The following is a 20,435-nucleotide window of genomic DNA, read 5'->3' on the forward strand; positions in this document are numbered from 1 at the left end:
GCGAGACCTTGCGCAAGTGGATGCAGGATGCGGGTTTGTGGCTGTCGCGCAAGCAGCGCCGAACATTCCACCAGCCGCGCCTGCGCCGCGAGTGCCTTGGCGAGCTGATCCAGATCGACGGCTCGGATCATCGCTGGTTCGAGGATCGCGGTCCGGTTTGCACCTTGTTGGTGTTCATCGATGACGCCACCAGCACCCTGATGCACCTGGAATTCGTCAGCTCCGAGAGCACCTTCAGCTATTTCGGAGCTTTGGAGCGATACCTGACACTCCATGGCCGTCCCGTTGCCTTTTACTCCGACAAGCACACCGTGTTCCGGGTGCCCAAGCAAGATGCCAAGACAGGCTATGGAATGACCCAGTTCGGCCGGGCCCTGAACGAGCTGAACATCGAGATCCTGTGCGCCAACTCCTCGCAAGCAAAAGGTCGCGTCGAGCGCGCCAACCGCACTCTTCAGGACCGTCTGGTCAAGGAGTTGCGGCTGGCCGGCATCTCCGACATGGAGACTGCCAATGCCTTTCTTCCCGGCTTCATGGCGCGCCACAACGCACAGTTTGCCAAGCTGCCCCGCCGTTCGGACAACCTGCATCGGCCACTGAATGTCGAACCGGATCGGCTGCGTGACATTCTGTGCCATCGCGACGAACGCTATGTCAGCAATCAACTGGCCTTTTCCTACGACCGGCTGCGGATCATCCTGGCGGAGAACGAGATCACCCGCGATCTGCCAGGCAAATACGTGGACAGCTATGAGTTCGCGGACGGCCAGCTGGAGTTCCGCTGGAAAGGTGTCTCGCTGCCCTACTCCGTCTTCGACAAGGATCAGCGGGTGACCCATGCGGCCATTACCGAGAACAAGCATCTGAGCGCGGTCCTGGAATACATCAAGGCCGAGCAGGACAAGGCTCCGCCGAAGGTGCACCGGGTCGGCAAGCAACGCACCCGCTACACGCCCACGGGGCGCCGCAACAACGGCTGGAACGCGCTGGCAGACCGCAAGCGCAAGGCAGCCGGCGCAGCCAGCCAGGGCTCTGATGCCTGAGGTCTCCGCCCTGTCAGGCTGCGCCCTGGTGCCCCTGCTGTGACATTCCTACTTTGCGCAGCCGAGGACATTTCAACTTGGTGACAACAGGCGACCTGCGCGGCATGACCCGCGCCTTCCGCAAGGCCAGCTCAACCTCATGGGCAGCCTGATCGGCCTCAGTGAGCGAAAGAGACAGGATCAGACATTGTGATCATGTGGCTCGCTCTGCTGGTGGTCCTAGGCCTTGCTTCGCCCGCTGCCTTGGCGCAAGGAAAGCGCATGCCGACACAATCCAAATTGGCCATCGGCCTGTCGCTCCTGGTGGCAGCCGTGATCTCGGTCCTGACGCTGACGCCCATTTCAGCGCCGCCACTTGGGCCGATCTCGCATTCGGACAAGATTTATCATGCGCTTGCTTTCGCAGGGCTGGCCCTGCCCTTGTCTTTCTTCCGTCCAGGCTGGCTGTTTGTAACCGTCTCTGTTTACGCGGGCTTTGGTGGCATCATTGAGATCCTGCAGCCCTTTGTCGAGCGAGAGGGTGACATCGCTGACTGGATTGCCGACCTCATGGGGATTGGCATCGGCGTTCTTGCTGGTCGCGTCGCGGCTCGTGGCGCGACTTCGGTCGCAGCCCTGCTCCGGAAACCGCACCTCGGGCAGGCACAGTGAGATCCGTCCTGCCGCCGAATTATTTATAATCAAAGGGTTCGTCATTCTGCCGAGGCGTAGAGCAGGGCGATGTCCCGGTGATGAAGGGCGCATGCCCCCGTCTCCGACTTCACCACCGCACGCCGCGGCTCCAGCATAACGACGCAGCCGCTCTTGAAGCTGTAATGCCGGTCGCCATTGGCCAGGGTCATCTGAACGGGGATCTCGTCCATGGGCCGCTCCGGCTCAGTGGAGGCAGGTGCCGTTTCCGTCGGGGCTTGGCAGGCAGCAACCAGCATGATGGCGGTCAGTGGGGCAATCAGCGCTTTCATGGTCAACCTCTGGGACATACCTTCTACTAACGCACCAGCAGCAGGAAGAGGTGCGCGTTCCGCGACGCTCGCGCGGCACTGTCGGACTATGTCGAGAAACTGAGCCTGGCACCCCGCTCAGAGCATGCCGGCCTGCGTGGTGTGCCGGAACCTCAGCAACGTAAAATTCTGTGTGAACGTCGATATGCTGCTGGGACGGTATCAGGAGCGGCCGACACGTTGCCGTTGCGTGGGACGCGCTTAGCAAACACCTTGGCCTAGCACCGCTGAACCCACGATCAGCAGAAGCCGTGATAATGCCGCTGCCTGACCGTGGTTTCAATCATCGTAGTCAAAGTAATCAGGTCAAAGACCGGCAGACCGAAGGTCTGTTGCAGGCTAAAGGCATAAGGCGGCAGATCAGTGCATTCTAGCACAAGGGCCTGAATATCGGGGGCGCGCGCCAGAAGGGTCGTGGTGGCGCCGTGTAATTCGGCCTGGATCTTGTCCAGATCCATGTCGTCTCGTTCGTTGCGCAGGATGACCGCGCCGAATTCCTCGCAATCCTGCAGGCCTTGCACAACGATGGGTACATCCTGCGCGCCGACGCCTTCCAGATGCCGATCAGTCAGGGCAGGTGCGCTGGCCGTCAGGACGCCGACAGGTGCGCGTGTCACTTGATAGACAAGCGGCAATTGGATCAGCGCCGAGAGAAAGACCGGGACCGAAACGGCTTCAGCGATCTCACGTTGAAAAAGGGCCAAAAACCCGCATGATCCGGTGATCGCGCGTACGCCCTGTCGCTCCAAATTGCGCGCTGCATCGCAAAGCCGGCCGATCATGGCATCGCTGGGGCGATTCAATAATTCGGGAACAGTGATCCCTTCAAGGATTTCATAGCAGGTCGTAAACGGCAGGCTGGAGGGGTTCTTGATATGGCCCGGAGGCTTTGGAAAATAGCTCTCCAGCGACAAAACTCCGACAGAGACGCCGCAGATGTTCCGGCCACCTTTCGTAATTGCCATGAGTTGCGCCTTTCTTGGTCAGAACCGGTCCAACCGGAACGGGGTCAGATCTATGGAGGTCGGTCGACCCGCCGCAAGCTGGGCGATCAACCGTCCTGTTGGCGCTCCGCCCGACAGGCCCAGATGGCTGTGACCGAAGGCCAGTAATACATTGCGATGCCCTGGAGCGCGCCCGATCACCGGCAGCGAATCCGGCAGCGAGGGGCGATGCCCCATCCATTCGCCCGCCTCGCCCACGCGCAGAGCGGGGAACATCTCACGTCCCAAGGTCGCGAGGTTTTTCGCGCGGCGGTAATCCGGGGCTGGCTTCAGTCCGGCCAGCTCGACCGTTCCTGCTAGCCTCAAGCCCCCTTCCATGGTTGAGGCAACGACCATTCGCCCCGCCTCCATCAAGGTGTTGTTAATGGTCACGCCAGGGTCGCGGATGGTCAGGTGATAGCCTCGCTCGGTCTCTAGCGGGACATGCAAGCCCATGGTCCTCAACAGCTGCGCCGACCATGCTCCGGCGGCAATCACTGCCCGACGAAAGCGTCGCGTGCCATCGCTGCAATACAGGTCCACGCCATCGGGATCGGGGCGGATCCCCCGGGTGTCGGCACGGTGGAGTACGCCTCCCTGTCGCAGAACCCGCTCTGTCAACAGGCTTAGAAGACGTTGCGGTTCGGTGGTGCGCCCCTGCCCGTGAATCAGGATAGCGGCCTGATAATCGTGCGACAGGTCGGGTTCGATCTCGCGTAACTCACCGGCACCGATCTTGCGTAATTTTGCGCCCCGGTCGCGTCGCAAACGCCATCCAAGAGCGCCCAGATCGGCCTGGGCTTCATCGCGATAAAGCGTCACATAAACGCAGCGACGGATCAGATCCAACTGGCCGGTCGGGCGCAACAGATCCTCGTAAAGATCGACAACTGGGGCATATAGAGAACGCAGCGCATCGGCTTGCCGTTCGACCCGGCCGATGCGGCCCGCGGCCAAGAACCGCAGCAGCCAGGGCACCGCGACAGGTAGATGCGCTGCCTTGACCGCCATCGGCCCCAAGGGATCGATCAGCCAGCCCGGCACCGACTTCCACAGACCTGGAATGGATTCCGGCACGCAGGACCAAGGCGATAGATTGCCCGCATTGCCGTAAGAAGCGCGTTGATCGTCACCGCCCGCACGGTCGATGATCTCCACCCGGAAGCCCTTTTCCTGCAGATACAGCGCGCAGCATATACCAATGATCCCACCGCCGATGATTGCGGTGACGTTGTCGTCCCGTGACATGTCTTTTCCCGAAGATGTTCTTCTGACCGAGGGTGCGGGCACCCTATTGAGGCGCCCGCGTCAGATCAGTCCGACATTTTTGCCGCAGCATCCGTCATAATGCCGTAGGTCTGGCGCATGTCATCGACCCATTCTTGACCGTGACGGAAATCGACCGTTGCGCCAATATTGCCAAAAGCCTCGATCACCTTGGGATCCTGCATTGCCTTGGTCGAAGCCTCGATCAGCGTGTCGACGACTTCCTGCGGGACATCTTTGGGGGCGAAGATACCCGACCAACCCTCGAAATCTCCCCTGATGCCCAGATCGGCAAAGCTGGGCACTTCCGGGTATGCGTCCGAGGCCGTGTTCACGGCAAGCAACCGCGCCGCGCCCGATTTCAGATGCGGCTCGAAGGCGGGAGGAAAGGACACTGCGCTGTCAATATGTCCGCCGATCAGCGACACCATCGACTCCGCCGTCGTATTGGCGTGGACGTAGTTCACCTGATAATCGGCCTGATCGGCGATGATGCTGGCCAAAATGGTTCCCGACGATGCCGCCCCCCATGACCCTTGAGTTAACGTGTGCTCCTTGGCACCTGCCACAAAACCGGCGAAGTCCTGATATGGGCTGTCCGCCTTGACCAGCAGTCCCAGTGGGACTGAGGACAGCTTCACAATTGGAGTAAAGCTGTTAAAATCATAAGGCACCTGCGCGAAATTTGGCGTGACCTGCACATTGCTGAGGCCGGCGTTCAGCAGGGTATAGCCGTCTGGTTTGGCATTCGCGACTTCGGTCGTGCCGACAACTCCTGTGCCGCCGACCTTGTTGATGACGGCGACGGGCACGCCCAGCACCTCTTCCATCGCATCGGCCCACACGCGAGTGGTCAGATCGGAATCCCCGCCCGCACCCCAGGGCACGATCACCTTGATCGGCTTTTCGGGATATTCGGCTAACGCGGGGGTCGCCAGCATGGTCAACGCGGTCGTACCGGCTGCGAGCAGTTTCAGCAAGGTCATGAAAGTCACTCCTGTTGGGTTGTTATTCAGCAGCGGCAAAGGCCGCCATTCTTCGGCGTCCGCGCCGGTTCGACCGGATGGCCGAGACCACCGACAGCACCGATAGCCCGATGAAAATCCAGCCGATGGGAGAGGACAGCATCCGCAGGTAGTCGCCGCCCACGATCGAGACCGCCTGATCCAGGTTTTGTTCCAACAGCGGCATCAGAATGAAGCCGATAATAAAAGCTGCTGGGTTCAGTCCGACCAGCCGCATCCCATAACCCAGCAGCGTGAAAACCATCAGGATCATCACATCAGTCAGGCTTTGATTTGCGGTAAAGGCTCCCACGACTGCAAAGACCGTGACGCAGGGGAATATGAAATAAGGCGGAACCGAAGCGACGCGCATCCACAGCGGAAAACCGAACCGCGCAATGACCAGCAGGAACAGGTCGACCAACAGGAAGCCCGCGAAGATCGCATAGATCACATCGGTATGTTCATAAAAGATCGTCGGTCCCGGCGTAATCCCGTGGATCAGAAACGCGCCCATGAGTAGCGCGGTTACATCATCGCCCGGAATGCTCAGTGTAAGCATCGGGATCATGCTGGATCCACAGACCGCATTATTTGAAGATTCCGCCGCAGCGATACCATGCAGTGAGCCTTTTCCGAATTCCTCAGGCGCTTTCGAACTGCGCTTGGCCTCGCCATAGGCCAAGAATGCCGCCGCACTGGAACCCAGACCCGGCAGCGCGCCAACAACCGTCCCAATCCCCGAAGATTTGATAATCGTCCCCAGCACCGAACGGTATTCGCGCAGGCTAACGCGGTTGTCGGCAGGCTGGTCGGACACCTTCAGAACCAGATCCTGATGCGGCGTTTTGCGGCGGCGCACGGCGTCGATTACCTCGGGCATGACCAAGACGCCGATCAAAACGGGCAGAAAGGTGAAGCCGCTCATCAGATCGGGGATGCCAAAGGTCAGCCGAACCGCACCGGTCAGCGACGACATACCTACCATCGCGAACATCATCCCAAGGCAGCAGGACAGCAGCCCCCGTGGTACGGATTCCCCGGTCATTGAGCCAACAACGGTGAATGCAAAGACTAGCAACCAGACTTTTTCAATCGGCCCTGCCTGCAGCGAGATTAGTGAAATCGGCGCCGCCACGAAAATCAGCACTAGCGTGGCCAGCATCTCACCGGTGACAGATGCGTAAAGCGCCATGCAGAGCGCTTTACCTGCTTTTCCGCTTCTTGCCAGCGCGTGGCCATCGAGCGAGGTCAAGAAGGACGCTGCCGCCCCTGGTGTGTTTATCAGAATAGCCGAGATCGATCCGCCATAGATTCCTGCCTTGTAGACCGCCAGCAGCATGGTGATCCCGACGATCGGATCGACATAAAAGGTCAGCGGTAGGATGATCGCGATGGCCATGATTGCCGAAATGCCGGGAATGGCGCCGAACACGATGCCGACACAGACACCCAGCATAATCCCAAGTAGCGGTCCGACGGATAGGACAGTTACAAAGCCTTGAAAAATATTGCTGAACATCACGTCCTCAGAATGACCATTCGGGCAGGTAGACGCGGATCAGTTCGCGGCAGCCATAGAAGATGACAGTTGGCGTGATCAGCGACATGGAGAGCATCGGCAACCACGACCGCCCGCCCAGCAGTACCGCCACCGCAAAAATCACGGCAGGCGTCGCCACCAGAAAACCGAGGATCGGTAGCGCCCACCAATAGGCAGTGAAGATCACGATATAAATCATGACGCCGTCCAGCCCCTCGGTCTCGATCACTTCGGTCGGTAGCAACGGGCGATCCTGCAGAAGCCCGCGCAGCGAGGGAAGCCCGATCATCAGCGAAAACAGGATGATCAGCGTCGCCACCACGCGCGGCATCAGCATTGACCCCAACTGTGTTTCAACCCCGCCCAGTGCCAGGCCGTCCAGCGTCAAGATCAGGACCGAAGCCAAGATCAGAGCCGAACATAGGATCACATCCAGATGCCGGCGAGTCATGACCCGCACCGCAATCTGCAGGCACCGATTGGGCATGGACCGATAGGATGCAGAAACAGCATCCCAGTTAGCATGTGTGCGACCATCATTCCTCGACGCCTGTCGCGCCGCCCCTGTTGTTCAGCTTTGTCATTGGTCGACGCTGTGTTTGTTCAAGGGTGACCAAGGCAAAACATAAAATCAAATTTTAAATATTTTGCTTTCCAACAATTTTTCTTATGGGGACATGTAGAAGCAAGTATCCAGAGGATTCGCATGAACAGCAAGCAGCTGACCGTCTTTCACGAGGTGATGCGTTGTGGGTCCTTCAGCGAGGCCGCCCGTAACCTGAACCGTACCCAGCCCGCGATCAGCGCCATGGTCGCCAATCTGGAGCAAGAGTTGGGCTACAAGCTGTTCATCCGCCGCACCGGACAACTTCTGCCTGTCCCCGAGGCGCATTATCTATATGCCGAAACCCAGGATCTCATGGACCGAATGCGCACGGTCGAGATGAACATGAAGCGCGTCGGCGATTTGGAGCAGGGACAGCTGCGCATGGTCTCAATGCCCGGCCCTTCGGTCGTCCTGATTCCGCGGATGCTGGCTCATTTCGCAAGAACGCGGGCGAGATTAAGTGTCGCTCTGCTGACGCGCAGTTCGTCGCAAGTGTGCCATCTGATCGCGACCCAGCAGTTTGATGTGGGTCTTGCGGATTGGGCAGAAAACCAGATGCCTGACAGCAGTCTCTTAAGGCATGACTTGGTGACGACAGACTGCCTCTGCGCTCTACCAACCGGCGACCCTCTGACCGCAAACGCCATCATTGATCCCACCGATCTTCGTGGGCGCGATCTAGCGGCGCTGTTTCCAAGCCATGTCACCTATCGCCTAACAGCAGATGCCTTTGCCCAAGCGGGCGTATGTTTCAAGCCTCGATTTGAAACACAGTACTTTTATCCGCTTTTGTCCTTTGTCGGAGCCGGTCTGGCCTGTGCCGTTGTCGACCCACTGACGGCGGAAAGTTATCGTCTGACTCATCAGGAAAATCCAAAGGTGGTGTTTCGCCCCTTCGCGCCGGTTGTTCCTTTTTCGGTGGCTATCGTCACGCCCATGCATCGTCCGTTGTCTCTGATATCGCAGGCCTTTACCGCCACGCTGAAGCAAGAATTACAGCGCTACACCGCTCCGCAATTCGATGGCCAGTAGGTCGACATCGGAGACCGTTGGCTTGTCGCTTGGGGACGGTATCCAACGCCGCCTCTGCCTCCGCGCCGGCGTTTGGTCAAGCGGCAGGCGCAACGGAAACGACGGCGATACACTCGTTTATCCCCGCCCTCAGGGCCCGGTGGTAGGCACGCTGTGCTGCCTGCATGTCCCGCACAATTGCTCTGAACACCCCCCAACCAAAACCCTTCTCGTTGTCTAGAGCAGCACAATGAAGCGCATAAGATCTGCGTTGGACCAGAACGGCAGATCAACAACCTGCTCGTAAAGGGATGGTCCATCAGACGCCTTGGTGTGCTGTAGCAACGGCCCATATCGTCGATTATCAGCCCCGGAGGCACCGCGGCATGACCCGCACGTTCCGGCAAGGCCGACCTGACCGACGGCTGTTGATTATGTGAGGCCGGCAAGCGCGAAACTTTGCCAGAGCGTTGCCTCGAAGGCGTCGACAAGTTTAATATCTGGCGACGCTGTCAGCATGGAGGCCCGGCCAGAAAGTGGACCTCCGCCGACTATCATAACATTGGCCCCACCCAAGCCCATGTCCTTAGCGATCGTATCCGAAAGCGCCGGACGCCAGATCGCTTCGTCCTCAGACAGCACGGCGTCCGGTACAGCGGTGACACGGACGATCCGTCCCGTTTACCCGTAGACATCTAGAAGATCCTCGATTTGCGCAGGCCAATCGCGTCCAGAAGTGAGGATCGACACGCGGCGACCCAGTTGCAGGACTGTGTGGACTGAGGCTTCAACCATTCCGGTAACGGGCATTGGCAGCATATCGCGCAGTGCCAGTAGGCCCGGCTCTCCAGTATTCCTCCGGTGAAGGCCGCCTGACGGGTTTAGCGCTTGAGTGATAGCTCCGACCTTATGCGCGACCTTAAATTCGAACCCCCGATTGAAGTTTTGTCCGCGGCGGACGGTGTCCGCCGGCGACATTGGAGCGATGCGGACAAGGTCCGGATCGTCGAGGAGAGTTTGACCGGAAAGCGGCAGGTGAGTGCCACGGCAAGACGGCATGACATTTCGCGGTCTCTGCTCACGGTCTGGCGCCGACAATACCGCACCGGGGAGCTTGGTGGCGACCGTTTGCCCTCCTTTATGCCACTGACGGTTTCTGCCGAGTTGCCAGGCACGATGTCCCCAAGGCCTGTGCCCCCGAACCCGGAAGCCCGGGTAGAGATTGCCCTGAGGAATGGACGCCAGCTTGTTGTGCCGGCCAACGTGGACCCGGAGGCGCTGGCCCAGCTCCTTTCCGTGGTAGATGGCCGATGATCGCGTTTCCGGCGGGAGTGACTGTCTGGATCGCGGGCGGCGTCACCGACATGCGGCGAGGCATGAACACGCTGGCGCTGCAGGTTCAGCAAGGGCTCGGGCGGGATCCGCATGCGGGCGAGATATTCTGCTTCCGAGGGCGCCGTGGCGATCTGGTGAAATTGATATGGCATGACGGCGTCGGAATGTCGCTCTATATGAAGCGGCTAGAGGCAGGGAAGTTTATCTGGCCATCGAGCGGATCGGGCGAAGCGGTTCAGGTATCAGCGGCGCAGCTCGCCTATCTTCTCGAAGGCATTGACTGGCGAAATCCACGTTGGACACAAAGACCCGCAAAGGCAGGATAATACAGCTTTATTTGCAGTTTTTGCGTAGGCCTGCCCCCGTCGGCGTGGTAAGGTCCTGCCATGTCTGGGACCGCCTCCGAGCTCGAACAACTGCGCGCCGCGCTCGCCGCTGCCGAGGGGCGCGCTGCAGCTGCCGAGGCTGATCTCGCACAGGCCCGTGCGGTGGTCTCGACCTCGGAAGCGATGATCGCGGGGCTCAAGCTCGAGATCGCGCTGCTCCGCCGCGACAAGTACGGCCGGAGCGCGGAACGCACTGCCCGGCTCATCGACCAGCTGGAATTGCAGCTCGAGGAACTGGTGGCCAACGCCGCAGAGGACAACGCCCGGGCCGAACAGGCAGTGGGGCAGACACAGGTCGCGGGCTTTGAGCGACGCAAGCCGGTGAAGAAACCCTTCCCCGACCACCTGTCGCGCGAACGGGTGGTGGTCGAGCCGCCGACCGCCTGCAGCTGCTGTGGTTCCGGTCGCATCGTGAAGATGGGCGAGGACATCACCGAGACGCTGGAGGTCATCCCTCGGCAATGGAAGGTGATCCAGACGGTCCGCGAGAAGTTCACATGTCGGGCTTGTGAGAAGATCAGCCAGCCCCCGGCGCCGTTCCACCCCGTTCCGCGGGGATGGGCCGGACCCAGCCTTCTGGCAATGATCATCTTCGAAAAGTACGGCCAGCATCAGCCCCTGAACCGTCAGGCAGAGCGGTATGCCCGGGAAGGCGTGGAGCTAAGCCTCTCGACGCTGGCCGACCAGGTCGGCGCCGTGACCGCATTGCTGGAACCTTTGCAGGCACTGATCGAGGCGCATGTCCTGGCCGCCGAACGCCTTCATGGAGATGATACAACGGTACCGCTTCTTGCCCGCGGCGGAACAAAGACCGCGCGGCTCTGGACCTATGTTCGCGATGACCGCCCCTTCTCCGGGACCGCCCCGCCGGCCGTTGTCTTCAAGTTCTCCCGCGATCGGGCGGGCGAACATCCACTTGGGCATTTGAAGGGCTGGCAAGGCATCCTGCAGGCCGACGCCTATGCCGGATACAACCAGCTCTACCAGGGTAATCGCAAGCCGGGCCCTGTTCTGCCCGCGCTATGCTGGTCGCATGCGCGCCGCAAGTTCTTCGAGCTTGCCGATGTCGAGGGCAACATCCGCAAAGGCAAGTCGCCTGAAGACATCTCGCCGATCGCCTTTGAAGCGGTGAAGCGGATCGACAGGCTGTTCGAAATCGAGCGCGAGATCAGCGGCCTTGATGCCGCTGCCCGTCTGGAGGCGCGCCAGCGTCTGTCGGCGCCACTGGTGGGCGAACTGGAAGCATGGCTGCGGTCCGAACGGGCGCGGCTCTCGAAACATGCCAAAGTCGCCAAAGCGATCGATTACCTTCTGTCGACTGCGCACTGGCCCGGGTTCACCCGATTCCTTAAGGACGGCCGGGTTTGCCTCAGCAACAATTGCGCGGAGCGTTCACTGCGTGGCGTGGCTCTCGGCAGGAAATCATGGCTCTTCGCTGGCTCCGAGCGCGGTGGCCACCGCGCCGCCGCCATGTACACGCTGATCGGCTCGGCGAAGCTGAACGGCATCGACCCGCAGGCCTGGCTTGCCGATGTCATCGCTCGCATTGCCGACCTGCCGGTCTCGCGGCTGCCTGAATTGCTTCCATGGAACTGGAACCTGCCGGAAGGCCGGTCAGCCGAGGCCGCCTGATGGCCCGCGTCACGCATCTCCTTGCTCTCGATGAAGTCGCCAGGAGGATCGGCGAGAACAGCGAGCTCATCGAGATTGTCAGCGCCAATTCCGACAACATCGACTACGGCGAGATGATCTGGGTCGACAACGGTACCGAGGAAGGGATCAAGGCCTTCACAGACCGCGGCATCGAATGCCTGCAGGAGCTTATCGCAGACATCCGCACCTGGGAGGGCGGGGTCCGCGAGTTCCTGCGTGACGAGCAATGCGAGCCCGACGTCATCGAACGCATCATGGCCGACGAGAGCAGGTGCTGAGGCAAGACGGTCCTCGGCGTAGCCTTACGCTCTCCAAAACACGCCAACATTATCACATTGGGGGTCGGCTTTGCGGCTTCGGAAACGCGCCGATGCACAGCCCTCAGAATTGCGCTGGCTGCATGAGCTGCTTCTGCCCTACTCGACACGAAGGGCGGCGCCTGTGCGATGGTCATCTGCTCAACATCCATCATGGCACCCAACTTCTCGCGGGCAAGCCGTGCCATCCGCTCGGTTAGCGCCTCATGGCTGTTTCCGTTGACGAGAAGGACCAGGGGGCGCGTCATCTGTTAGCATGCACGATGGGTGCGAAACGATGGTTAAAGCTTGCTGCTTCCAACCGCATAGCCGCGCCCCAAAGAAGCGCTTCGCCGCCTGGCCGAGCAACGATCTGCAAGCCAAAGGGCAAATCGCCTTCGTCCGTCGGCGCGGGAAGAGACAAGCAGGGAAAACCAATCAGGGAGATCAGAAAGGTGCAGGCAAGATAGTCGATGATCGACTCGCTTGACGTTTCGCCAATCTGTATCACTTCTCCACCGTTGTTCCTGAAAGGTGGAACCGATGCCGCAGGTAGCACGAGCAGATCGTAGCTATCAAAGAACCGCCAAGCGTTACGTTGCATAACTGTACGTGTGGCCTCTGCGGCAAGATAGGCTTCCGCAGAAATCGTCCGTCCCTGCCGCACATTCCAGACATAGGAAGGCGACAAATCGGCCTCATGCTGGTCAACCATCGCTCCGAACTTGAACCAGGATTCTGCCGCGCGCAAGGTTTTGAAGGCCTGTACGCCGTCTCGCAGATCCGGCGCAACAAGCGTCACAGGCCCAAGCACTGCCCCGACCTCCTCACAGGCGAGCGCAAACCGTTTACGTACCCAAGGATCAATTGGAAACGCTCCGCTTAGATCGGCGGAGGCAGCGAGACGCGGCACGGTTTCCGGGTCCGGCTCAGGCGGCAGCGGAACCCGGCGCGATACTGGATCAAGCGGGTGGGGACCGGCCATCGCGCGCAGCATCAGAAGTCCGTCCTCGATCGATCGCGCCAGGACACCTTGCGTCGCCAGCCGTGCCTCGCCTAGCGCGCGCTCCGGTTCCGCAATCGTGCCGGGTGTGGGGCGCAACCCGACAGCGCCGCAAAACGGCGCTGGTGTGCGCACGGAGCCGCCAAAATCTGTGCCTTGCGCTAAAGGAACCATCTCGGTCGCCACCGCGACTGCGGATCCGCCGCTGGAGCCACCGGAACTTAGATCAAGATCCCAAGGGTTCGCAGTCGGCCCGCACAGCGCGTTCGTACAAACTGCCCCGAAGGCGAATTCGGGCGTATTCGTCTTGCCCAGGATAATCGCTCCCGCTTTTCTCAGCTTTGCAACGGAAGTGGCGTCCTTTTCCGGTATCGTCTCGGCATGGATACGGGAGCCTTGTGTCGTGCGTAGACCTCGGGTTGCGGTGACATCCTTAACCGCCACTGGAAGCCCGTGGAGTAAGGGAAGGTTGTTGCCAGCCCAACTTCGACAGTTAAAAACTTAAGTCATTGATCTTGTTGTCGCTGATTAGTGGATTTACCACAACACGAGGGTTCAGGCGGGTTTTTTGATGTCGAGTGCGTCGAAGAGACTCAATTGTTCCGGCTGGGATTTCGAGATCCCTGTGAAGGTCTGTGCTCCAATGTGGGTTACGTGTTTTTGGATGCGCGCCAGGAGATCCAGCGCGGTTCTGGGGCTTGCGGTGTGCCCCTTCGCCTTCAGGCGGATGCGCATGACCCGGTAGAGAACGAGGGCGAGGAAACAGATCAGGGCGTGGGCCCGGATTCGGTCCGGCAAGCGATGGTGGACGGGGGCGATCTCGATGTCGGATTTGAGGACGCGGAAGCCGCGCTCAATATCGCTCAAAGCCTTGTCGCGGGCGACGGCGTCAGCGGGCGTGAGGTCGGGCGCGTTGGTGATCAGCGCCAGCCTGCCATCGAAAAGTTCGGCCGCCGCCAGCGCAGTCTCGTCGAGGGCCCAGCTGAAGCGGTCGGCGTTGAGATCGGCCTTGATGAAGCGGCTGAGCTCGGCCTCGGCGACGGCGCGGGTAAAGCGCCCATAGGCGCCACGATCAGAAGCCCGGCGACCTCGGGGGGTCTTGCCGGCATCCTGCGCGTCGAGGCGGGTCACCATCTTCTCGGCCATGGCCTCGAGCTCGGCAATCCGGGCGCGGCGGCGGGCTGTCTGCTCCTCGGCGCGCAAAGGATCATGGGCGACGATCAGGCGATGGCCGGCGAAGTGGCTCTCGGCCAGGCCAGCCTCGGAGAGGGTCAGTCTGCGGAAGGTTTCGGCCAGTTCCGTGTAGCGCCGCGCCGGAACCGCCAGGATGAACTCGAGCTTTCGCCCGCCCCGTTTGGCGAGCGCGGTCAGCTCGCCGATATTCTCCAGGCTCAGCAGCCCGCGATCGGCAACCAGAACGACACGCTGGACGGGAAAGCGCTGCAGCACGGTCTTCAGCATCGCCTGAAGGGTTCTGGTCTCGGCCATGTTGCCTGGATGAACGGTGTGCATCAGCGGCAGCCCCTCCGCCGTCTGCACGAGGCCGAGAACGAATTGCCGAGCGATGCTGCCGGTTTCCTTGTTCATGCCGAAGGCGCGCAAATCATCAGCGACCTCGCCCTCGCCATGGATCCGCACCGTCGTGAGGTCATAGAAAACCACCGCCAGGTCGTGATCCACGAGGGGGCGGATCTGACGGGCAAGCTCGGCCTCGACAAGCTCGGCATGATCCATCAACGCGTCCATCACCCGCAGCAGATGCTGATGGGTGATCGCCTCGGGCATGCCGCGCATGGCCACGGTCTCGAGCCAGCGCAGGCAGCCGAGCTTGCTGTCAGGGGCGCAGAGACGGTTGAAGACCATGGCGCGGAGTTGCCATTGGAGCGCCATTGATGGAGTGGATGGCTCCCGCTCCCGGCATCGCAATGTGCCACATTGGGTGCTGTCACAGTGACCAATGAAGGGAGCCATCCATGAAGGAGATTACCACGGTCGGGCTGGATCTGGCCAAGAACGTGTTCCAGGTTCATGCCGTTGATGCGGACGGCGCTGTCCTTGTGCGGCGGCAGGTCAGGCGGGCACAGGTCCTGCTGTTCTTCTCACGCTTGCACCCCTGTCTCATTGGCATTGAAGCCTGCGCGGGAGCTCATTACTGGGCCCGGGAATTGGCAAAGCTTGGCCATGAGGTGCGATTGATCCCGCCCTCTTATGTCAAACCCTTTGTCAAGCGGGGCAAGACTGATGCGGCCGATGCAGAGGCCATCTGTGAAGCCGTCACACGTCCGAACATGCGCTTTGTGCCGCTCAAGACCGAGAAGCAGCAGGCGGTGCTGATGCAGCACCGGGCACGTGATTTCCTGGTCCGTCAGCTGACACAACTCGCCAACGCGATCCGGGCGCATTTGGGCGAGTTCGGCATTGTCGTTCCGAAGGGCGTTCATAACATGGGTCGCCTCATCGCCGAGGCTGAGGGAGCCGATCTGCCGGCAGAGGCACGGATGCCACTAGACCTGCTTGCCGGCCAGTTCCGCGACACCAAGCAGCGCATCGATGTCATGACAGCCCAGATCAAATCCGATGCGGAAGTGGACGAGACAGCCCGTCGGCTCCAGACAATGCCCGGTATCGGCCCCATTACCGCCAGCGTTCTGGCTGCAACGCTGCCCGATGTGTCGAGCTTCCGGTCGGCCCGTGATCTGCCTGCCTGGCTGGGGCTCACGCCCAAGCCCCATTCGAGCGGAGGCAAGGAACGGCTGGGCTCAATTTCCAAGATGGGCAACCGGTATATCCGACGGCTGCTTTATCTTGGCGCCATGGGCGTGATCTCCGCTCGCAGGCTTTCTGAACCTGGCACCGATTGGCTGGGGCGATTGATCGCGACAAAGCCGCTCAAGGTCGCAGCCATAGCTTTGGCCAATCGCATGGCACGGGCGATCTGGGCCATGCTGAAAAGGGGCGAAGCTTGGCGACCGGCATGAGCGGATAGAACTACAGGTCGCTGCTGCTGGCCTGAACGAGATGGCGAGGGCAGAGTGAGATGATGGCAAACTGACGGACATGAGGCAGGGACACCCCGTTCGGACCGGAGCGCCTCGAGCGCGTGCCATTGATAGGGACCCAGGCCTCAGGCGGACGTTCATCAGGGCGCGCGGGATCACCGCAGATCAGACGCCGAATACATGGCCGCACCCGACCAGTTGCCGAAGATCACAAGCCTCTTGCCACGCGGGAGCCATCCATACATGGTCCGAGCGACAATGGCGACGCCTCGGCATCCATCTGGCGGCGGCCGGAACGCAAAGCACGATTGAGGGCGCGGTCGAAGCCAAGGTCTTCCCAGAGTTCGTGCAGGGCGAAGACGTCGCCATAGGACCTGGCGCTTTCCGAGACGACCTCGCTGGAGGTGTTGGGCGCCCGCCCTATCACCCGGTTGAGCCCGTTGATCAAGGGATCAAGCTTTTGCGGCGTGAGATCATCGATCCGGCCAAGATTTGCGACGACACGATGCCGGACCTTTCCACCCTCGTCGCGGAAGCCTTCAACAAGCTGGAGATAGCGGCGCCCGCCAGACCGGGTGATCTTCGTATACATGCCGCAACGGTATCGCGACAATCGCCAGCAAATCAACAGCGGAAAACGCTCGACGTGCCACAACAAGAAACGTGGAGAACGCTTCGTTCTCGACCGCTAACTCATTGTTTCCACATATGCGAGACGTTCAACCAGGATCAAAATCCCGCCGGAACTGTCGAAGTTCGGTGCCAGCCCTTCGATGTGCGTCAGCGGCGCGTGCGGCCTCGAGAGCAGCCTCGGCGGTTTTGGGGATCACGTCGACTTGCCTTGCCTGGTCAGCTTCTGATGGTGCTGCAGGAATGTGGTCAACTGCAGCGCCTTGAGAGCGTGGGCGAGCAAGGTATCCACACTACAGGTGCCGCGTTCTCCCAAACGCCGAGAGCAGCCGAACTTGCAAAAACAGACCAATTTGCAGGCCAATCCGCTTCTCTCGTAAGCGTGCCAGCCAGTCAGGAAGTTGTTCTGTAGGGCAAAGGCCATAATTATGAAAATTGACCCTTTTCTGCTGTTGATGATTGCCGCGGTCGTTCTGGCTACTTTTGCTCCGGCTACGAATGCGGCGGCCGTTTCTGTTGACGGCTTGGGAACAGCAGCCGTTGCCATGCTGTTCTTTCTCCATGGGGCCGCCTTGTCGCCCCGCACCATCCTGGACGGCTTGAAGCAGTGGAAGCTGCACCTGTTCATTCTGGCAACGACGTTCGTCGTCTTTCCTACAATTGTCCTGCCTTTGCGGCTGTTGCCGGATCTGGTCCTGCCGGCAGACCTTGCCTTGGGCTTCATCTATCTGGGCGTGCTGCCTTCGGCGGTTTCGTCCTCGATCGCCTATACGGCGATGGCAAAGGGCAACGTGCCAGCGGCAGTGTGCAATTCGGCGGGATCGAATGTGTTTGGCCTGCTGCTGACACCCCTGCTGATGAGCATGCTGATCGGACCGGCAGCAAGTGGGACGATGGATCTGGGCCAGACCCTGCATGATGTGTGCCTGCAGCTGCTGCTGCCTTTCGGATTGGGCCAGCTTGCCCACAGCTTGATCGGTCCTGTCCTGCAGCGCAACGGCAGATGGCTTTCGAACTATGACCAGTGGGTGATCGTGCTGATCATCTATTCGGCCTTTTCGCAGTCGGTCACTGCGGGACTGTGGCAGGTTCTGCCGATCAGCGGCCTGCTGCTGACGGGCGGGCTGTGTCTTCTGATCCTGCTTGTCGTGATCGGCTTTACCACCAGGGGCGCACGCTATCTAGGCCTGTCCCGTGCAGACGAGATTGCAGCGGTTTTCTGCGGCTCGAAGAAAAGCCTGGCCTCGGGGCTGCCGCTGGCGCAGGTGTTGTTTGCGGGCGCCCCCGGCTTCGGCATGATCGTCCTTCCAATCATGCTCTATAACCAGATCCAGATCATGGTGGGTGCGGTTCTGGCGCGGCGATATGCAGACCGCATCGCCTCGTCTCCGCTGGATCAGGCGGCCTGATCCAACATGGACACCAAAATGCCGTGTTGCTTGTGTCCTTGAGGTCGTGACCCAGGTAAGTGGACAGCATGCAAGTGATCGTGCTTCATGCCGGACGTGTGGAGGCGTCCTGATGACCAGAACTGCGGATTTCCCATTGCTCTCGAGTACCGACGTTGCAGAACTGATCGAATGGCGGCGCAACCTGCACAGCCATCCCGAGCTTTCGGGACAAGAGAAGCGCACGGCCGCATCGGTTGCAGAGTTCCTGGCGAAAACCGGGCCGGACCGCATCATCACGGGCATCGGGGGGCATGGCGTCGCCGTGATCTATGACAGCGGCACGCCCGGACCGCGGGTGCTGCTGCGTTGCGAACTGGACGGCCTGCCGATCGAGGATCTGGCTGATGTGCCCCACCGATCCACCTCGCCGGGCAAGGGGCATCAGTGTGGGCATGACGGCCACATGGCCATTCTTGCCGGAATGGCCCGTATCTTGGGACAACGGCGCCCCGCCTCTGGTGCGGTGGTCCTGATGTTCCAACCCGCCGAGGAGGACGGCTCGGGCGCGCTTGCGGTGATGAACGACCCGGCCTTTGACGCCCTGGCAACGGATTACGCCTTCGCGATCCACAACATGCCGGGCATTCCCTTCGGTCAGGTGTTGATCAAGGACGGTCCGGTCTGCTGCGCCTCGCGCGGGATGACGCTGCGCCTCACGGGCAGGACCGCTCACGCCTCTCAGCCGGAAGCGGGGCTCTCGCCAATGGCGGCGATCTCTCGCATCATGCCGGGGTTGACCGCACTGGGCAGCCCGGCCGGCACCCCCACCGGCCATCCTGGTTTTTCGCTGGTGACGGTGACCCATGCACAGATGGGTGCGCCCGCCTTCGGTGTTTCCCCCGGCGCCGCCACGCTGTTTGCCACCTTGAGGACGCTGACCGACGCCGCGATGTCCAGCCTGGTTGAACGGGCCGAGGCCTTGGCCCGGGACGTCGCACATCGGGAAGGGCTGGATCTGGAGATCGGCTACGCCGACGTCTTCGCCACCACCGAAAACGATCCGGACGCCACCGCCCTTGTCCGCAAGGCAATGGATGAAGCAGCAGTCTCGTGCAGCACGGGACTGCTGCCCATGCGGGCATCCGAGGATTTCGGCCAGTTTGGTCGCAGCGCCAAGGCGGCGATCATGCTGCTTGGCGCAGGTGAGAACAGGCCGGCCCTTCACAATCCGAACTACGATTTCCCCGACGAACTGATCCCCATAGGAGTGAAGATCTACGCTGCCATCCTGAAACAGCTGATCGGGCCGGAACGGGCTGCCCCCCTAGCCGTCTGGCATGAGGCTGCGTTCCCCATCCCGTCGGATGCGCTCTGAGATGGCCGGCGCGCGGGCCTGTTCCTGCCTGATCCAGGACAGGAACGCCTCGCGTGCCTTGCGCCGCCCCGCGTCGCGCGGGGTAAGGCTGGACTGAATCAGGTAATAGTCATACTCCTCCAGAACCGACATGTCCGACAACTGCACCAGGCGTCCTTCGGCTAGGTCCGGCCCGATCATCGCCAGCGAGCACAGCGCCACCCCCTGCCCGGCCAGGGCTGCGGCGCGCAGCAGGTTGAAATCCTCGAAGATTGCCCCAGGCAGCCGGTCGGGAACATCCGACCCCGCACGCCCCAGCCAAGTTTGCCAGCCCGACAGGTCAGTGTCGTGCAACAGCCCCGTTCGCAGCAGCCACGGGGCTGAAAGTTCGACCGAAGCCGTGCCGACAAGGACGGGGCTGGCGACCGGAACGCTGCGCCCGGACAGAAACGGTTCGGTCAAGGTGCCCTCCGATAGAGGAGGCGCGTCGGCGAAGATGAACGCCACGTCGGTTGTTGCGACGTCGATCTCGTGGCCGTGGTGGGCATAGATCACCCGCAGTTGGATCTCTGGGTGCAAGGCCCGGAAGCGCGGCAGGCGGGGAATCAGCCAGCAGACCGCCACGGACGGAATGGCCGCCACCACCACCGCTCCATCATAGGATGAAGGCCGCGCGCGGCGGCAGGCGCCGTCTATGCCGTCGAATGCTGTCGTCAGGTCGCGCGCCAGGGCGGCACCCCGCGGCAAAAGCCTCGGAGCCCGCCCGTTACGATCGAACAAGGACACGCCCAGCCAGTCTTCCAGGTGCTTGATCTGGTGGCTGACCGCGGATTGCGTGACGCACAGGCTTTCGGCCGCCGCCCGAAAGCTGCCAGTGCGGGCGACCGCCTCGAAGACGCGTAGGGCATTCAGGGGTGGCTGGGACATCGG

At 61.1% G+C, this 20,435-nt stretch carries 18 protein-coding genes and 3 pseudogenes; 10 read left to right on the top strand and 11 right to left on the bottom strand.

Annotated elements, in window-relative coordinates; genetic code table 11:
* Positions 1-1,043: ISNCY family transposase (locus tag J0F76_RS06780; RefSeq protein ID WP_207467134.1), on the top strand; the 1,043-nt coding region annotated here is incomplete at its 5' end.
* 279 nt (positions 1,044-1,322) lie between these two features.
* A complete protein-coding gene (locus tag J0F76_RS06785; RefSeq protein ID WP_207467136.1) occupies positions 1,323-1,694 on the top strand; it encodes a VanZ family protein in 372 nt (123 codons plus the stop codon).
* Positions 1,695-1,735: 41 nt separating this feature from the next.
* Here the strand turns inward: J0F76_RS06785 and J0F76_RS06790 are convergent, their stop codons facing one another.
* From J0F76_RS06790 to J0F76_RS06815, 6 genes are all read right to left on the bottom strand, one after another.
* Positions 1,736-2,005: a hypothetical protein gene (locus tag J0F76_RS06790; protein ID WP_207467253.1), complete on the bottom strand. Its 270-nt coding sequence runs from the start codon at positions 2,003-2,005 to the stop codon at positions 1,736-1,738.
* A gap of 278 nt (positions 2,006-2,283) precedes the next feature.
* Positions 2,284-3,009 carry an aspartate/glutamate racemase family protein gene (locus J0F76_RS06795; RefSeq protein WP_207467138.1) on the bottom strand — a complete coding sequence of 242 codons (726 nt, stop codon included), beginning with the start codon at positions 3,007-3,009 and terminating at the stop codon, positions 2,284-2,286.
* A gap of 18 nt (positions 3,010-3,027) precedes the next feature.
* Entirely contained in the window at positions 3,028-4,275 is a 1,248-nt protein-coding gene (locus J0F76_RS06800; protein WP_207467140.1) for an NAD(P)/FAD-dependent oxidoreductase, read from the bottom strand.
* A 65-nt stretch (positions 4,276-4,340) separates the two neighbouring features.
* Positions 4,341-5,279, bottom strand: a complete 939-nt coding sequence (locus J0F76_RS06805) for a Bug family tripartite tricarboxylate transporter substrate binding protein (protein ID WP_207467142.1) — start codon at positions 5,277-5,279, stop codon at positions 4,341-4,343.
* A gap of 22 nt (positions 5,280-5,301) precedes the next feature.
* Complete coding sequence (locus J0F76_RS06810) at positions 5,302-6,819, bottom strand: tripartite tricarboxylate transporter permease (protein WP_207467144.1); 1,518 nt, start codon at positions 6,817-6,819, stop codon at positions 5,302-5,304.
* A 7-nt stretch (positions 6,820-6,826) separates the two neighbouring features.
* The gene (locus J0F76_RS06815; protein WP_207467146.1) at positions 6,827-7,291 is read right to left on the bottom strand and encodes a tripartite tricarboxylate transporter TctB family protein; all 465 of its coding nucleotides are present in this window, start codon (positions 7,289-7,291) and stop codon (positions 6,827-6,829) included.
* 255 nt (positions 7,292-7,546) lie between these two features.
* Here J0F76_RS06815 and J0F76_RS06820 point away from each other — a divergent pair, with 255 nt between their 5' ends.
* Complete coding sequence (locus J0F76_RS06820; protein ID WP_207467147.1) at positions 7,547-8,479, top strand: LysR family transcriptional regulator; 933 nt, start codon at positions 7,547-7,549, stop codon at positions 8,477-8,479.
* Positions 8,480-9,139: 660 nt separating this feature from the next.
* Here the strand turns inward: J0F76_RS06820 and J0F76_RS21350 are convergent.
* A complete protein-coding gene (locus tag J0F76_RS21350; protein WP_377707478.1) occupies positions 9,140-9,436 on the bottom strand; it encodes an aspartate/glutamate racemase family protein in 297 nt (98 codons plus the stop codon).
* Between J0F76_RS21350 and tnpA the strand changes: the two genes are divergently transcribed.
* The 4 genes from tnpA to J0F76_RS06840 are packed head-to-tail and all read left to right on the top strand — an operon-like array spanning position 9,368 to position 12,110.
* Positions 9,368-9,772, top strand: coding sequence for an IS66-like element accessory protein TnpA (tnpA, locus tag J0F76_RS06825; RefSeq protein ID WP_207467149.1), 405 nt, complete (start codon positions 9,368-9,370; stop codon positions 9,770-9,772). The two genes, J0F76_RS21350 and tnpA, sit on opposite strands and share 69 nt — an antisense overlap.
* Entirely contained in the window at positions 9,769-10,119 is a 351-nt protein-coding gene (tnpB, locus tag J0F76_RS06830; RefSeq protein ID WP_035715275.1) for an IS66 family insertion sequence element accessory protein TnpB, read from the top strand. The genes tnpA and tnpB overlap by 4 nt, the downstream gene beginning before the upstream one ends.
* Positions 10,120-10,179: 60 nt before the next feature.
* Positions 10,180-11,811, top strand: a complete 1,632-nt coding sequence (tnpC, locus tag J0F76_RS06835; protein WP_207467151.1) for an IS66 family transposase — start codon at positions 10,180-10,182, stop codon at positions 11,809-11,811.
* Positions 11,811-12,110, top strand: coding sequence for a hypothetical protein (locus J0F76_RS06840; RefSeq protein WP_207467153.1), 300 nt, complete (start codon positions 11,811-11,813; stop codon positions 12,108-12,110). The genes tnpC and J0F76_RS06840 overlap by 1 nt, the downstream gene beginning before the upstream one ends.
* Before the next feature lie 283 nt (positions 12,111-12,393).
* Here J0F76_RS06840 and J0F76_RS06845 read toward each other — a convergent pair.
* Together J0F76_RS06845 and J0F76_RS06850 are read right to left on the bottom strand one after the other, a co-directional pair.
* A pseudogene (locus J0F76_RS06845) lies at positions 12,394-13,596 on the bottom strand (amidase); the annotation flags it as partial.
* A 90-nt stretch (positions 13,597-13,686) separates the two neighbouring features.
* Positions 13,687-15,003 (bottom strand): annotated as a pseudogene (locus J0F76_RS06850) (IS1634 family transposase); the annotation flags it as partial.
* A 101-nt stretch (positions 15,004-15,104) separates the two neighbouring features.
* Here J0F76_RS06850 and J0F76_RS06855 point away from each other — a divergent pair.
* A complete protein-coding gene (locus tag J0F76_RS06855) occupies positions 15,105-16,109 on the top strand; it encodes an IS110 family RNA-guided transposase (protein ID WP_207467157.1) in 1,005 nt (334 codons plus the stop codon).
* Positions 16,110-16,395: 286 nt separating this feature from the next.
* On the opposite strand, the pseudogene J0F76_RS06860 reads toward J0F76_RS06855, so the two are convergent.
* A pseudogene (locus J0F76_RS06860) lies at positions 16,396-16,722 on the bottom strand (IS1634 family transposase); the annotation flags it as partial.
* A gap of 439 nt (positions 16,723-17,161) precedes the next feature.
* On the opposite strand from J0F76_RS06860, the gene J0F76_RS06865 reads away from it, so the two are divergent.
* On the top strand, positions 17,162-18,169 hold the full coding sequence (locus tag J0F76_RS06865) for a bile acid:sodium symporter family protein (RefSeq protein WP_207467159.1): 1,008 nt from the start codon (positions 17,162-17,164) through the stop codon (positions 18,167-18,169).
* 112 nt (positions 18,170-18,281) lie between these two features.
* Positions 18,282-19,526: an amidohydrolase gene (locus J0F76_RS06870; RefSeq protein WP_207467161.1), complete on the top strand. Its 1,245-nt coding sequence runs from the start codon at positions 18,282-18,284 to the stop codon at positions 19,524-19,526.
* On the opposite strand, the gene J0F76_RS06875 is transcribed toward J0F76_RS06870, so the two are convergent.
* Entirely contained in the window at positions 19,476-20,432 is a 957-nt protein-coding gene (locus J0F76_RS06875; protein ID WP_207467163.1) for a LysR family transcriptional regulator, read from the bottom strand. The genes J0F76_RS06870 and J0F76_RS06875 overlap by 51 nt on opposite strands.
* Positions 20,433-20,435: the final 3 nt, after the last annotated feature.

This window comes from Paracoccus fontiphilus (assembly GCF_017356265.1).
GTDB lineage: Bacteria > Pseudomonadota > Alphaproteobacteria > Rhodobacterales > Rhodobacteraceae > Paracoccus > Paracoccus fontiphilus.